General features: G+C 74.4%; 10 protein-coding genes. 3 read left to right on the forward strand and 7 right to left on the reverse strand.

Going from position 1 to position 14,635, the window contains the following annotated elements; translation table 11 throughout:
- Positions 1–60 precede the first annotated feature (60 nt).
- From AC0IVP_RS02415 to serA, 7 genes are all read right to left on the reverse strand, one after another.
- The gene (locus tag AC0IVP_RS02415) at positions 61–1,086 is read right to left on the reverse strand and encodes a lysostaphin resistance A-like protein (protein WP_471754288.1); all 1,026 of its coding nucleotides are present in this window, start codon (positions 1,084–1,086) and stop codon (positions 61–63) included.
- Between the two features lie 185 nt (positions 1,087–1,271).
- Entirely contained in the window at positions 1,272–2,759 is a 1,488-nt protein-coding gene (gene gltX / locus AC0IVP_RS02420) for a glutamate--tRNA ligase (protein WP_471754290.1), read from the reverse strand.
- Positions 2,756–3,559: a fumarylacetoacetate hydrolase family protein gene (locus AC0IVP_RS02425; protein WP_082556433.1), complete on the reverse strand. Its 804-nt coding sequence runs from the start codon at positions 3,557–3,559 to the stop codon at positions 2,756–2,758. The genes gltX and AC0IVP_RS02425 overlap by 4 nt, the downstream gene beginning before the upstream one ends.
- A 44-nt stretch (positions 3,560–3,603) precedes the next feature.
- Positions 3,604–5,220 carry a citramalate synthase gene (gene cimA, locus AC0IVP_RS02430; protein ID WP_471754292.1) on the reverse strand — a complete coding sequence of 539 codons (1,617 nt, stop codon included), beginning with the start codon at positions 5,218–5,220 and terminating at the stop codon, positions 3,604–3,606.
- Between the two features lie 459 nt (positions 5,221–5,679).
- The gene (locus AC0IVP_RS02435) at positions 5,680–6,702 is read right to left on the reverse strand and encodes a 3-isopropylmalate dehydrogenase (RefSeq protein WP_056288261.1); all 1,023 of its coding nucleotides are present in this window, start codon (positions 6,700–6,702) and stop codon (positions 5,680–5,682) included.
- Between the two features lie 109 nt (positions 6,703–6,811).
- Entirely contained in the window at positions 6,812–10,318 is a 3,507-nt protein-coding gene (locus tag AC0IVP_RS02440) for a S8 family serine peptidase (RefSeq protein ID WP_471754294.1), read from the reverse strand.
- A gap of 505 nt (positions 10,319–10,823) precedes the next feature.
- Complete coding sequence (gene serA, locus AC0IVP_RS02445; protein WP_056288271.1) at positions 10,824–12,425, reverse strand: phosphoglycerate dehydrogenase; 1,602 nt, start codon at positions 12,423–12,425, stop codon at positions 10,824–10,826.
- A gap of 185 nt (positions 12,426–12,610) precedes the next feature.
- Here serA and AC0IVP_RS02450 point away from each other — a divergent pair, with 185 nt between their 5' ends.
- From AC0IVP_RS02450 to AC0IVP_RS02460, 3 genes are all read left to right on the forward strand, one after another.
- Complete coding sequence (locus AC0IVP_RS02450) at positions 12,611–13,510, forward strand: hypothetical protein (protein ID WP_471754296.1); 900 nt, start codon at positions 12,611–12,613, stop codon at positions 13,508–13,510.
- A gap of 69 nt (positions 13,511–13,579) precedes the next feature.
- A complete protein-coding gene (locus tag AC0IVP_RS02455) occupies positions 13,580–14,146 on the forward strand; it encodes a hypothetical protein (protein WP_471754298.1) in 567 nt (188 codons plus the stop codon).
- The gene (locus AC0IVP_RS02460) at positions 14,143–14,568 is read left to right on the forward strand and encodes a hypothetical protein (RefSeq protein ID WP_056288279.1); all 426 of its coding nucleotides are present in this window, start codon (positions 14,143–14,145) and stop codon (positions 14,566–14,568) included. Before AC0IVP_RS02455 ends, AC0IVP_RS02460 begins: the two co-directional genes overlap by 4 nt.
- Positions 14,569–14,635 lie beyond the last annotated feature (67 nt).

The raw sequence follows: 14,635 nt of genomic DNA on the forward strand, positions 1-14,635 counted from the left end.
CGCGGCGCCGTCGAAGACACTACCCGATGCCCTCCGGGGGGTCGCACACCCCCCCTCGGGTCAGCCGCCGTGTCGCGACCAGCGGGGGTCCGGCGGGGGCGGTCCACCCACCCGGACGGCCGGCGGCAGCGGCGGTGCCGGGACCCAGCTGGGTGCCCACACCGGCACCCGCCGCAGGTCGACGGCGGGGCTCAGAGTCGCGGCGGCCAGGGTCTGCCGGGCCCGGGCCACCAGCCAGACGTAGGCCCCCATCACCAGCACGTCCAGCAGGGTGATGAGCAGCCCGACGCCGGCGGGCGGCACCGAGGAGGCCACGCCGTCCCCGAGCAGGCCGGCGACGGTGAAGACGACGACGTTGTTCACCGCGTGCAGCACGATCGCCGCCTCCAGGCCGCCGGTGAGCCAGGTGACGGCGGAGGCGGCCAGACCGAAGACGAACCGGTCGAGGAACGTGAACACGTCCGGCGGGGCGTGCGCGGCGGAGAACAGCGCGGCGGTGAGCACCGCGGCGACGACGGCGCCGGCCCGCTCGGTGTGCACCCAACCGGCGATCGTCTGGCTCAGGTACCCGCGGAAGAGGTACTCCTCGGCCGCCGACTGCAGCGGCGTGGTGAGCAGCACGACCAGCAGCAGCCAGACGTAGGAGGAGTCCGGTCCGGTGATCCCGCCGCCGTCGGCGACCACGCTGATGCCGATGGTGAGGACCACCCCGACGCCCAGGGTGGCCAGTGCGCGCCACGTGAGGGGCCACAGCAGCCGCCAGCGCAACCGGCCGGTCACCGAGGAGGCCCACCCCGGACGGAGGCCGTGGGCGACCGCCCAGCAGGCCCACACGATCGGGATGGCCACGATCAGCGACAGGTTGGTCATCAGCAGGACGCCGGGGTCGGTGAGGTCCAGCAGGTTCGCCACCGGCACCACGCCGGTCACCAGCACCGCCAGGGTGACCACGACGGCGGCCACCAGGTACAGCACGGTGAACAGCAGCAGTCCCAGCAGCGGGCGCCACCAGGCCCAGTCCCGGGCCAGCATCAGCTGCAGGTAGGTGCGGGGGACGTCGAAGGGCGGCATCCCGGGCGGGGTCACCGGACGCCCACCGGCGGCGGGTGCCGGCGGTGGCGGCGGCGGGGCGGCCTGCACCCAGCCCCGGGGGACCTGGGGCGGTGCGTACCAGCGCCCCGTGGGCGGCGGACCGGCGTAGCCACCCTCGGGCCCGGCCTGTAGCTCGCCGGGCGGCGGCGGTGGTGCCGGCTGCCCCGCTCCCCCGGGCATCACGCCGCCGCGACCTCCCGGGCCGCGGCCAGCCGGGCCAGGGTGGTGTCCCGGCCCAGCAGCTCCATCGACTCGTAGAGCGGCGGGGACACCGTCCGGCCGCTGACCGCCACCCGGACCGGGCCGAAGGCCTGGCGCGGCTTGCGGCCCAGCTCCTCGACCAGCGCCTGCTTGAGCGCGGCCTCCAGGGCCGGCGTCGTCCAGTCGTCGAGGGCGGTCAGCGCAGCGGTCGCGGCGTCGAGCACCTCGACGGCGTCGGGGCCGGTCAGCTGCTTGGCGACGGCGGCCTCGTCGAAGACGACCTCGTCCACGAAGAGGAAGCCCAGCAGCCCGACGGCCTCGCTGAGCACGACCATCCGCTCCTGGGCCAGGGGGGCGATGGCGTCCAGCACCCGCTGCTGCTCCGGGGTCGGGGTGGCCTCCACCAGGCCGGCGTCGGCCAGGTACGGCGTCACCCGGGTGACGAAGTCGGCGACCGGGAGCGCGCGCAGGTGCGTGGCGTTGATCGCCTCGGCCTTCTTCAGGTCGAAACGCGCCGGGTTGGGGCTGACCCGCCGGACGTCGAAGGCCTCGACCATCTCGGCCGGGGAGAAGACGTCCCGGTCCTCGGCGATCGCCCAGCCCAGCAGGGCCAGGTAGTTGACCAGGCCCTCGGGCAGGAAGCCGCGCTCGCGGTACAGGTCCAGGTTCGACGTGGGGTCCCGCTTGGACAGCTTCTTGGCGCCCTCGCCCATCACCAGGGGCAGGTGGCCGAAGCGGGGCGCGCCCGAGGCGAGGCCGACGTCGGTGAGGGCCTCGTAGAGCGCGAGCTGGCGGGGCGTGGAGGACAGCAGGTCCTCCCCGCGCAGCACGTCGGTGATGCCCATCAGGGCGTCGTCGACCGGGTTGACCAGCGGGTAGAGCGGCTGGCCGCCGGCGCGGGCCAGCACGAAGTCCGGGACGGCGCCGGCGGCGAAGGTGACCTCGCCGCGGACCAGGTCGGTCCAGGACAGGTCGTGGTCGGGCATCCGCAGCCGCAGGACCGGGGAGCGGCCCTGCGCCAGGTACGCGGCCCGCTGGGCGTCGGTGGTCTCCCGGTCGGCGCCGTCGTAGCCCTGCTTGGGGTCCTGCCCGGCCGCGACCCGGCGGGCGGCGACCTCCTCGGGGGTGGAGAAGGACTCGTAGGCGTGCCCTGCCTCGACCAGCTTCGCGAGCACGTCGCGGTAGACCTCGCCGCGCTCGGACTGCCGGTACGGGCCGTGCGGGCCGCCGACCTCGGGGCCCTCGTCCCAGTCCAGGCCCAGCCAGCGCAGGCTGTCCAGCAGGTGCCGGTAGGACTCCTCGGTGTTGCGCGCGGCGTCGGTGTCCTCGATGCGGAAGACGAACTGACCGCCGGTGTGCTTGGCGTAGGCCCAGTTGAACAGCGCCGCGCGCATGACCCCGACGTGCACGGTGCCGGTCGGCGAGGGGCAGAACCGGGTCCGGACGGCGCCCGTGGGGGCCGTCATCGGGCGGTCGAGACGGTGTCGGCGCCGGTGACGGTGTTGGTCAGCTCGCCCAGGCCCTCGATGGCACAGGTGACCGAGCCGCCGATGGTCAGCGGGCCGACGCCGGCCGGGGTGCCGGTGAGCACCACGTCGCCGGGCAGCAGGGTCATGACCTGCGAGATGTAGGAGATCAGCGTGGGGATGCCGAACAGCAGGGAGCTGGTGCGGCCGTCCTGGCGCAGCTCGCCGTCCACGGTGCAGGTGACCTGCAGGTCGGCCGGGTCCTTGCCGATGCCGGCCAGGTCGGTCTCGATCCACGGCCCGATCGGGCAGAAGGAGTCGAAGCCCTTGGCGCGGGTCCACTGGTTGTCGCTGCGCTGCATGTCCCGCTCGGTGACGTCGTTGCCGATCGTGTAGCCGAAGACGCTGGCCAGCGCCTGCTCCTCGGTGACGTGGCGGGCGCCGCGGGCACCGATCACGACGGCCAGCTCGGCCTCGTGGTGCACGTTGGTGCTGCCCGGCGGGATGCGGATCGCGTCGCCGGGACCGATCACCGAGGTGGAGGGCTTGAGGAAGAGCAGCGGCTCGCTCGGGGCGTCACCGGTCTTCATCTCGGCGACGTGGTCGGCGTAGTTCTTGCCGACGCACACCACCTTGCTGGGCAGGATCGGGGACAGCAGCCGGACGTCGGCCGCGGCGTGCCGCTGGCCGGTGAAGCTGATCTGGCCGAACGGGTGGCCCTCGATCTGGGCGACCTGACCGTCGCCGTCGAGGACGCCGAAGGACATGCCGGTGGGTGAGGCGTAACGGACGATGCGCACGGGACGAGGCTACTGGCGTGCGGTCGCGCCCGTGCCGGCGCTGATCAGCCGCGGAGCCGGACGGCGTAGGTGAGGGCGTCGACCATCGCCAGCCAGGAGGCCTCGACGACGTTCTCGTGCACCCCGACGGTGGTCCACTCCCCCGCCTTGTCCGCGGTGTCCACCAGCACCCGGGTGGTGGCGCTGGTGCCGCCGGTCCAGCCCAGGATGCGGACCTTGTAGTCGGCCAGCTCGACGTCGGCCAGCAGGGGCCACCGGCCCACCAGGGCCGTCCGCAGCGCGGTGTCCAGGGCGTTGACCGGGCCGTTGCCCTCGCCGACGGTGACCACCCGCTCGGTGCCGCCGACCCCGTCGGGCAGCAGCACCTTCACGACGGCCTCGCTGACCACCCGGCCGTCGGCCCGGTGCTCCACGGTGGTCCGCCAGCTCTCCAGCTCGAACAGCGGTACCGGGGCGCCGGGCAGCTCCCCGCGCAGCAGCAGCTCGAAGGAGGCGTCGGCGGCCTCGTAGGACCAGCCCCGGGCCTCGCGCTCCTTCACCGCGGCCACCACCCGGCCGACGGCGTCCCCCTGCCCGGCGAGGTCGACACCGAGCTCGCGGCCCTTGAGCTCGACCGAGGCCCGGCCGGCCATCTCGGTGACCAGGATGCGCATGTCGTTGCCGACCACCACCGGGTCCAGGTGGTTGTAGAGCTCCGGGCTGACCTTGATGGCGCTGGCGTGCAGCCCCGCCTTGTGCGCGAACGCCGAGGCCCCGACGAAGGGCTGGTGGTCGTCGGGGGTCAGGTTGGCCAGCTCGGCGATCGCGTGGCTGACCCGGCTCAGCTCCGCCAGGCACTCCTCCGGCACGACCGGGAGCCCCATCTTGGTGACCAGGTTGCCGATCAGCGTGAAGGTGTCGGCGTTGCCGGCCCGCTCGCCGTAGCCGTTCGCCGTCCCCTGGACCTGGGTGGCCCCGGCCTCGACGGCGGCGAGGGAGTTGGCGACGGCGCAGCCGGTGTCGTCCTGGCAGTGGATGCCCAGCTGGCCCTCCACCCGGGCCCGGACGTCGGTGACCACCCGGCCGATGCCGCTGGGCAGCATCCCGCCGTTGGTGTCGCACAGCACGCCGACCTCGGCACCGGCGGCGAAGGCGGCCCGCAGGACAGCGACCCCGTGGTCGGGGTCGACGGCGTACCCGTCGAAGAAGTGCTCGCAGTCGACGAACACCCGCCGGCCGTGGCCGACCAGGAAGGCGACCGTGTCGGCCACCATGGCCAAGTTCTCTTCCGGCGTGGTGCGCAGGGCGTCCCGGACGTGCCGCAGGTCGGACTTGGCGACCAGGCAGACCACCGGTGCCCCGGAGTCCAGCAGCGCCCGCACCTGGGCGTCGTCCTCCACCGCGACCCCGGCCTTGCGGGTGGCGCCGAAGGCGACCAGCACCGCGTGCCGCAGCGTGAGCTCGGTGCGGGCGCGGGCGAAGAACTCGGTGTCCTTGGGCAGGGCCCCGGGCCAGCCGCCCTCGATGTAGGAGACCCCGACGTCGTCGAGCAGCCGGGCGACGGCGAGCTTGTCGGCCACCGAGTAGGTGATGCCCTCGCGCTGGGCGCCGTCGCGCAGGGTGGTGTCGAAGACCTGGACGACGGGGCCGACGGGGCCGACGGGGGTCTGCTGCTCGGTCACGGGGTGCCTCTCGAGGGGTGTGCGGGGCCGGACACGAAAAAACCCCCCGGGGTACGGAGGGTCGGCGCGCAGTCGGGGAGCGGACTGCGCGCTAGGTGATGATCGTGCCGACGGTGTGCATCGCCGCAGATGGTGGCACCCGCGGTCCGCGAGGGGCAAGCGCCCGGGGGCGCCCGCCGTCCGCGACGCGCCGGTCCCGGCCCCTGTTCGGCGCACGGGTGCGCACCGACAGCGCGGGTGCGCGCCCACTCCGCCGTCCAGGGCCCGGGGACCGCGTGGGCGCGCACCAGCCGCGGGGCTGCGCGCCCCGGTCCCTCGCCGCCGTCCCGGGCTCGCGACCCGCGTGGGCGCGCACCGGCGGCGCGCGTGCGCCACGAGGCCGCCCGGGTCCCCCGGACAGCAGCGTGGGCGCGCACCCGCGGAGGGGTGCGCGCCCACGGGGCGACGGTGCGGGTCGGATCAGCCGCCGGCGAGGGCGGCCAGCCGGTCGCCGACCTCCGACGTGCGGACGGCGGCGCGCGGGTCCCGGGTGGACAGGTCGAAGGCGACCGCGGCGTTGACCCGGCGGGCCTGGTCGGCTCGGCCCAGGTGGTCCAGCAGCAACCCGACCGACAGCACGGTGGCCGTGGGGTCGGCCTTGCCCTGCCCGGCGATGTCGGGCGCCGAGCCGTGCACCGGCTCGAACATCGAGGGGTTCACGCCCGAGGCGTCCAGGTTGCCGCTGGCGGCCAGCCCGATGCCCCCGGTCACGGCGGCGGCCACGTCGGTGACGATGTCGCCGAAGAGGTTGTCGGTGACGATGACGTCGTACCGGCTGGGGTCGGTCACGAAGAACATCGCCGCAGCGTCGACGTGCTGGTAGGCGACCGCGACGTCGGGGAACTCCACCGACAGCTCCTCCACCGTGCGCGACCACAGCGACCCGGCGTGGGTCAGCACGTTGGTCTTGTGGATCAGCGTCAGGTGCTTGCGGGGGCGCAGGACGGCGCGCTCGAAGGCGTACCGGACGACCCGCTCCACCCCGAACGCGGTGTTCAGGCTGACCTCGGTGGCGACCTCGTGCGGGGTGTCGCGGCGCAGGACGCCGCCGTTGCCCACGTAGGGGCCCTCGGTGCCCTCGCGGACACACAGCATGTCGATCTCGCCGGGGCTGGCCAGCGGGCTGGTCACGCCGTCGTACAGCTTGGCCGGGCGCAGGTTGACGTGGTGGTCGAGCTCGAAGCGCAGCTTGAGCAGCAGCCCGCGCTCCAGGATGCCGGCGGGCACGCTGGGGTCACCGACCGCGCCGAGCAGGATCGCGTCGTGCTGGCGCAGCTCGTCGAGCACGGTGTCCGGCAGCAGCTCACCGGTCCGCTGCCAGCGCGCGGCGCCCAGGTCGTAGGTGGTGGTCTCGACGTCCGGGGCGACCTCGCCCAGGACCTTGAGGCCCTCGGCCACCACTTCGGGGCCGATGCCGTCTCCAGGGATCACTGCCAGGCGCATGAGGCAAGAGGCTAGTGCCCGCGCAGGTCAGGACCGGCACCCGGACGCACCGACGCCCCCCGCAGGTGGTGCACGCGGGGGGCGTCGGTGTCGGGGCTGCTGCCGGGGGTCAGCCGGCGGGCGGCGCCTCCGTGCTGGCGGGTGCCTCGGTGGCGGGTGCCTCCGCAGCGGGTGCCTCGGTGGCGGGTGCCTCGGCTGCCGGCGTCTGGGTCACCGGGGCCGCGGGGGGCTCGGTCACCTGCTCGTCCGGCGGCGTCGGGTCGACCGGGGTGCCCTCGGCCGGCGGCGCCGGTGTCACCGTGGCGTCCCCGGCGGCCGGCGCGATGCCGACCGACTGGGTCCGACCGGCTGCACCGCTGTTCTGGTGCAGCACGACCATCGCGCCCGCGTCCCCGCCCACCGCAGCGTCCGCGGCGTAGGAGGCGGCGTCCTGGGTGACGGTCAGCGTCGTCCCGTCGGTGACCGGCGCCAGCATCGCCGACTCGCCGTCGACGTCGAAGGACAGGCCCGGGGCGGTCGGGTCGAAGCTCATCGGCTGCGCCGCGAGCTCGGGCCCGGTCGGGGTGCTGACCGTGCCGACGTCGTCCACCGTGCCGGCGTAGCTGGCGGACTGGACCCCGAAGGTGATCCGGCCCGACACCTCCGGCAGCGCCGACAGCGGCACCCCGAGCACCTGGACGTCGGAGTCGAAGGCGTTGGTGTCGACGAGCCCGTCGTAGAGGTTCATCGGCGCCACGTACGGCTCCCCACCCGGCCCGACCAGGGCGAAGTCCCGGTCGGTGATGACGACCAGCGGGACGTCGTAGTCCGCGATCCGGGTGGTGGTGACCTGGTAGTCCCAGACGCCGTCACCGGTCGCGTCGAGGAAGACGCCGTAGTTCACGGCCGTCTCCGCCGAGGTGAACCGGCCGTGCGCGGAGACCGCGAAGTACAGGCCCGGGTCGTCGCCGGACTGCTGCACGTCGGAGGCGACCCCGACCGCGGCCAGGTCGACGGAGCGCTCCAGCTCGGTCTTGTAGCAGCTGCTCAGCGCCTCGGCGTCGCACCGCGGCATCTGCGGGCTGGTGCCCAGCTGCTCGAACCCGCTGACCAGCGAGGTGTAGCTGGTCGGGTCCAGGGCCGGGCCGTTGGCCACGCCCTCACCGGTGAGGGTGATGGCCGAGCCGTCCTCGGCGGCCGACGCGGTGAGCGTGGAGGCCGGCTTGGGGTTGGCGTGCACCGGCACCCGCAGCGTCTCGCCCCGGTTGTTGGCCGGGGTGAGGACGACGCGACCGCTGGCCTCGCCGAGGAACTGACGGCCGTCGTCGGTGACGACGGTGGGGTCGGCGACCTTGAGCAGCTGGTCCTGGGTGGCGGTCATCGTGATCGTCACCGTGCGGCTCTGCCCCGGGGGGACGGTGAGCCGCTGGGCCGACAGCGCGTACCGGACGCCGGGCTGGTCGACCAGGGCGTCGTAGGCGACCCGGTAGACCGCGGCGTTGCGGCCCTTGTTGTCCACGGTGATGGTCTTGGTCGCGGTGACCCGCTCGGCGTCGACCTCGACCACGCCGAAGGACGCGGTCACGACACCGGATCCGGCCTCGGCGTAGGCCAGCACCTGGTTGCGCAGCGCAGCCGGGGCGTCGATGCGCCCGGCCCCGACCCGGTTGGGCCCGTAGACCTCACCGGTCTGACCCGGCTCGGTGTACAGGTCGTGGGTCGCCGTGTTCATCAGGTCGGCCTTGACCTCCTCGGTGGTCCAGTCCGGGTGCGCCGCACGGATGAGCGCGGTGACGCCGGCGGCGGTCGGGGAGGCCATCGAGGTGCCGGACTCGCTGACGCCGCCCGAGCCCGAGCCGACGGCCGCGGAGAACAGCGTGACGCCGGGGGCGCTCACGTCGGGCTTGGCGCCGTCCTCCTGGCGGGTGCCCCGCGAGGAGAACGAGGCCAGCAGGTCGACCTGGTCCGGGTTGGTGTAGGTCGAGGCGCCGGCCAGGCTGGGCCCGAAGGTGACGGTGACCGTCTGCCCGCCGGCGACGGCGGCGCGCACGGCCTCGCCGTCGGTCGCGGTGACCAGGATCCCGGGGACCTGGGCGACACCGGTGATGCCGGTCTCGAGCAGGTCGTCGTCGGCGACGATGAGGAAGCCCGCGGCACCGGCGGCGGCGGCGTTGGTGCCCTTGGCGACGGACCCGCAGGCGAAGCCGTCGGCCTCGATCAGCAGGACCCGCCCGGTGGCGTACCCGGCCGGGATCGGCGCACAGGCCGACTCGTTGCCCGCCGGGGGCAGCAGCAGGTCGCCGGTGACGTCGGGCTTGGTGGCCCCGGCGGCGTCCCGGTCGCTGTAGGCGATCGAACGCAGACCCGGCCGGACGCCGTCCACGACGCCGGTGGGCGCGGTGACCTGCCAGCCGTCGAAGACGCCGTAGCCGTCGTTGCTGGCGGCGACGCCGATGCCGCGCGGGGCGTTGCCCGGCGAGCCGCCGATGTCGTAGCTGTCCCCGGCGTTGCCGGCGGCGAGCACGGCCAGCATGCCCAGCTCCATGGCGCGGTCGATGGCCACGGAGTCGGCGTCGTCGGCCAGGCCGTAGTCCGAGCCGAGGGAGAGGTTGACGACGTCGAGGTGGTCGGAGGGGTCACCGTCGCCGTTGGGGTCCAGCGCCCACTCGATCGCCTGCATGGTGACGTCGGTCGAGCCGTCGCAGCCGAAGACCTTCAGCGCGTAGAGCTCGGCGCCGGGCGCCATGCCCGGGCCGATGCGCAGGTCCGCGGGGACGCCGCCGTCGTAGCCGGCGGTGTAGGTGGTGCCGTCGGCGTTGACGCCGTACCCGGCGGACGTGCCGGCGACGTGGGTGCCGTGGCCGTTGCAGTCCAGCGGGTTGAGGTCGGGCCGGGCCTCGGGCTGGTAGGTCGGGCTGGTCGGGTCGGCGTTGTAGCTGTCGCCGACGAAGTCGTAGCCGCCGACGACCTTGGCGTTGGGGTAGACCCCCGCCGGCGCCGGCTGCGCCTCGTAGGACTGCAGGGTCGTGAACTGGTCCACGCTCCCACTGCCGCCGAAGTCGCTGTGGGTGTAGTCGATGCCGGTGTCGATGACGCCGATCGAGACGCCCTCACCGGTGTTGCCGAGGTCCTGCCACGCCTGGACGGCCTGCACGACACCGGCGGCGCCGGTGTTGCTGACCTCCTTGGGCGTGATCGGGTGGACGGCGACGACGTCGGGCAGGGCGGCGAGCGCCTCGTAGTCCGCGGCGTCGGCGCGGACGGCGACCCCGGAGAGCACGGTGGTGGTCGTGTAGAGCACCTGGGCGGCGGGGACCGCGCCGGGCACCTCGGCGGCGACCCGGGACGCGGCGGCCTCGGCGGCCGGCTGCGCGGCGGCGGCGGCGGCACCGGCGGCGGCCTCGCCCGCGGGCAGCGTGTCGGTGAAGACCTCCGACGTGGACGGGGTGGCCGTCTCGACGAAGAACGACGCGGGGCCGCTGGCGGGGACGCCGGCGGGCCGGGAGCCGTCCCGGCGGGCGTCGAGCTGCTGCTGGACCTGCTGGAGCTGGTCGCCGGTGAGGGTGATCGGCTCCTGGCCGGCCCGCGCGGCGACGTCGGCCGGGGCGGCCAGCGACGTGCCGGCCCCCGCGGTCATCGTGAGGGCCGCCGCGATGGCGACGACCCCGCTCCGGGCGAGGACGCGGTCGCGTCCCTCCCGGGTGGTGCTTCTCGTCCTGGGAACCACGTGCACCCCTGTCAGCGGTGTTCTGGATCGGATCCGGCGGCGACTCCCCGTGTTCACCCGGTCGCCACCAGAGAGCACCTAGAGCGTGGTCGTGTGCATTGCTAAGGAGCAATGGGCCGAACGGCCCAGCGACGGCGTCCTGCGCTGTGCACACGGCTCAGCGGAACGACTCGTTCCTCCGATGTGCACGCAACCATCGGCAGACGGCCCGGGGACGTCGGCACTCGGCCCAACCGCCCGACGCCGGACGGCGGGGTGGACCAGCGTTCAACGACCCACCTGGCCGCCCGCTGGCAGTCCCCCGGCCGGGACCTGTGCAGACCGGGGAGGGCCGGACACGCCAGGAGGCGGCGCCGACCGTGTGGTCGACGCCGCCTCCCGGAGACGTGCGGTGCGCCCTTGCGGGCGCGGCGGATCAGATCGGGTCGAGGTCGGCCGCGCGGGCCTCACGGGCACCGATGCGACCGGCGATGTCGGCGAGCAGCTCACTGCTGACCTCGCTGTCGACGGTGACCGCCATCAGGGCGTCGCCGCCCTGCGTGGTGCGGCTGACCTGCGCCCCGGCGATGTTGACCCCGGCCTCGCCCAGCGCGGCACCCACCGTGCCCACGACGCCCGGACGGTCGGCGTAGGTGAAGAACAACAGGTGGCCCTTGGCTTCGAGGTCGATCTCGAAGCCGCCCACCTCGGTCAGCTTGGGCACCTGGTTCTTGCCGTAGAGCGTGCCGGAGACGGCCACCTCGGTGCCGTCGGCCATCGCCCCGCGGACCGAGATCAGGTTGCGGTAGTGCGGGCTCTCGACGTCCTGGCTCAGCGTGACGTCCAGACCACGGGCCTCGGCCAGCAGCGGGGCGTTGACGTAGCTGACCTGCTCCTCGACGACGTCGGTGAAGACCCCACGCAGCACGGCGAGCTGGACGACGGAGACGTCGAACTCGGCGATCTTGCCCAGCACCTCCACCGACACCGACTGGGCCAGCCCACCGGCGACGGCGGTGAAGACCCGGCCCAGCTTCTCGGCCAGCGGCAGCCCCGGGCGGACGTCCTGCGCGACGACCCCGCCGGCCTGGACGTTCACCGCGTCGGGCACGAAGTCGCCCTGCAGGGCCAGGCGGACGCTGCGGGCGACGGCGGTGCCGGCCTTGTCCTGGGCCTCGGTGGTGGAGGCGCCCAGGTGCGGGGTGACGACGACGTTGGGGAGGGCGAAGAGCGGGCTGTCCGTGCACGGCTCCTTGGCGTAGACGTCGATGCCCGCCGCGCCCACCTGACCCGACTGCAGCGCGTCGGCCAGGGCGGCCTCCTCGACCAGACCACCGCGGGCGGCGTTGACGATGATCACGCCGCGCTTGGTCATGGCCAGCTGCTCGGCCCCGATCATGCCCAGGGTCTCGGGGGTCTTGGGCAGGTGGATCGTGATGAAGTCCGACTCGCGGAGGAGGTCCTCCAGCGACACCAGCCGCACCCCGAGCTGGGCGGCGCGACCGGGCTGGATGTAGGGGTCGTAGGCGATGAGCGTGACGCCGAAGGCGGCCAGGCGCTGGGCGACCAGCACGCCGATGCGGCCCAGGCCGACGACGCCGACGGTCTTCTCGGTCACCTCCACACCGGTGAACTTCGACCGCTTCCAGGTGCCCTCGCGCAGCGAGGCGTCGGCGGCGGCGATGTGCCGGGCGGCCGCCAGCAGCAGCGCGACGGCGTGCTCGGCGGCACTGACGATGTTCGAGGTGGGGGCGTTGACGACCATGACCCCGCGCGCGGTGGCGGCCGGGACGTCGACGTTGTCCAGCCCGATGCCGGCCCGGGCGACCACCTTGAGGTGGGGGGCGGCGGCGAGTGCCTCGGCGTCGATCGTGGTGGCGCTGCGGACCATCACGGCCGCGGCGTCGGCGAGGGCGGGCAGCAGCGCGGCCCGGTCGGCGCCGTCGACGTGCCGGATCTCGAACTCCGAGCCGAGCACCTCCAGCGCACTGGGGGCGAGCTCCTCGGCGATCAGGACGACGGGCGCAGACGTGGTCACGGCTGGACAGCCTAGGACCGAGCAGGTCGGAGGCCCGTCCTGGGTGTCCCCGGCCCACCCGCACGGCACACCGGCACCACCCCGCAGGGGGTGCGCTTCGCTTGCCCGTCGCCGGTGGCCCAGCCATCCTGGGCGTTCACCGCCGGTGGCCGCAGCGGCTTCCCCGGCCCCGCGTGGAGGAGACCATGAGCGACGAGAAGGACGAGACGAGCCGGACGGAGACCTCCCCGTTCGACCGGGGGACGTCGTCCGGGCAGGGCTCGTGGGAGCGCGACGCCACGCGGGAGTCCGCCGCCCCCCAGTACGGCCAGCAGCAGTACGGGCAGCCGCAGTACGACTCCCCCTCCTCCGGGCAGCCGCAGTACGGGGCGCAGCAGTACGGCGGCCAGCAGTACGGGGCGCAGCAGCACGGCGGCCAGCAGTACGGGGCCCAGCAGTACGGCGACCAGCAGTACGGCGGCCAGCAGGGCTACGGCCAGCAGAGCCCCGGGCCGGAGCCATACGGCCAGCAGGGGTACGGGCAACAGGGGTACGGCCAGCAGGGGTACGGCCAGCAGGGGTACGGGCCGGTCGCCTACGGGCAGCCCTTCGGCGCCGGGCAGGCCGCGCCGGCCAAGCCCGGCGGGGTCATCACGGCCGCGGTCCTCGGGTTTGTGTTCGGTGCGCTGGGCGTGCTGGTGACCGGCCTGTTGCTGGTCGTGGGCTCGGTGGTCGTGGGCGCCGGGTCCGGCGTCGGCGCCGCCGAGCTCGACGACGTCGTCCCCGGCCTCGGCGGCGCGCTCGGTGCGATCGCCGGGTTCCTGATCATCGCCGGCCTGCTGGCCCTCGCCTGGACCGTGCTGGTCATCTGGGGGTCCGTCTGGGCGCTGAGCGGGCGCAGCCGGGTGCTGCTGATCGTCGCCGCCTCGGTGTCGGTCCTGGTGACCGGGATCGGCCTGATCGGCAACCTCGCCGACGCCACCTCGGCCGGTGACGTGGTGGTGTCGCTGCTGTTCTTCGGCGCCGCTGTCGCCATCGTCGTCCTGCTGTCGGTGGGCTCGGCGTCCCAGTACTTCGCGGCGCACCGCGCTCTGCGCGCCCGCTGACCCGCGCTCTGCGCGCCCGCTGACCCCCGCCTCCGGGCACCCACCACCCCACCACCGGGAGACCCAGACATGAGCACCCCCACCCCGCCCGACGGTCCGCGCGAGGACTGGCAGCAGCCCGGTCAGGGCGCCCAGCCCCCCTCCTACGGCTCCCAGCCGCCGGCGTACGGCTCCCAGCCACCGGCCTGGGGCCAGCCCGGTCCGGGCAACGCGCCCCTGACGCCCGGGGGGTACACCACCGGGGCCCGGCCGCCGCAGGTCACCTCGGCCTCGGTGATCGGCATCGTGATCGGCGGGCTGTCCGTGCTGCTCAACGTCGTCGGCCTGCTGGCGGCCAGCTCGGTGGGGGTGGAGATCTCCGGCTTCGGCATCGTGCTCACCGTCATCGGCATCGCGGTGTCGCTGGCTCTGCTGGTGGGCGGGATCCGCACGCTCAAGGGCGGCCGGCCCGAGCTGCTGCTCTACGGCGCCTTCGGGGTCATCGCCATCTGGGTGCTGACCCTGGCGCTGAACATCGTGCTGGGCAACGGCTTCACCGCCTCGGGCCTGCTGGGGCTCACCGGCGCCGGCGCCATCGTGTTCCTGGTGCGCCAGCCGCCGGCGCAGCAGTGGTTCGCCTCCCGCGGGACCCCGTGACCTCCCCCTCCGCACCCACCGGCGGGGTCGCCGGCCGTCGTCCCCCGCCGGCGGTGGTCGCGGCCGCGGCGCTCGCGGCCCTGCAGGCGCTGTTCTGCCTGTTGCCGGGCCTGTCCGGGCTCAGCTTCGGGATGGGCGGCAACCTGCCGGCGCTCGCCGTCGGGCTCGGTTACCTGGTGCTGTCCGCGGCGTCGGTGCTGGGCGCGGTGCAGGCGGTGCGTGGTCGCAGCGGCCGGGTGCTGACCGTCGTGGGCCTCGCGCTGGCCGTCGTGTGGGCGGTCAACCTGGTGCTGTCGCTGGTCCTGGGCATCGGTTTCGACGTGCTGTCGGTGCTGCTGCTGGTCCTCGCGGTCGGGGTGGTGCTGTGCATGCGCCGTCCCGAGGTGCAGGCCTGGGCCCCGCCGCGCGGCACCCCGGTCTGATCGCCCGGTCCGAGGACCCCCCTCCCCCACGAACGGCCGACGGCCGCCTCCCCACACGGGGAGGCGG

The organism is Klenkia sp. AC732, from assembly GCF_979256525.1.

Excerpts from the sequence above, each read along its gene's own strand:
- AC0IVP_RS02435 (WP_056288261.1), bottom strand. The coding sequence starts at position 6,702 with ATGCGCCTGGCAGTGATCCCTGGAGACGGCATCGGCCCCGAAGTGGTG.
- gltX (WP_471754290.1), bottom strand. The coding sequence starts at position 2,759 with ATGACGGCCCCCACGGGCGCCGTCCGGACCCGGTTCTGCCCCTCGCCG.
- AC0IVP_RS02455 (WP_471754298.1), top strand. The coding sequence starts at position 13,580 with ATGAGCACCCCCACCCCGCCCGACGGTCCGCGCGAGGACTGGCAGCAG.
- AC0IVP_RS02440 (WP_471754294.1), bottom strand. The coding sequence starts at position 10,318 with ATGACCGCGGGGGCCGGCACGTCGCTGGCCGCCCCGGCCGACGTCGCC.
- AC0IVP_RS02450 (WP_471754296.1), top strand. The coding sequence starts at position 12,611 with ATGAGCGACGAGAAGGACGAGACGAGCCGGACGGAGACCTCCCCGTTC.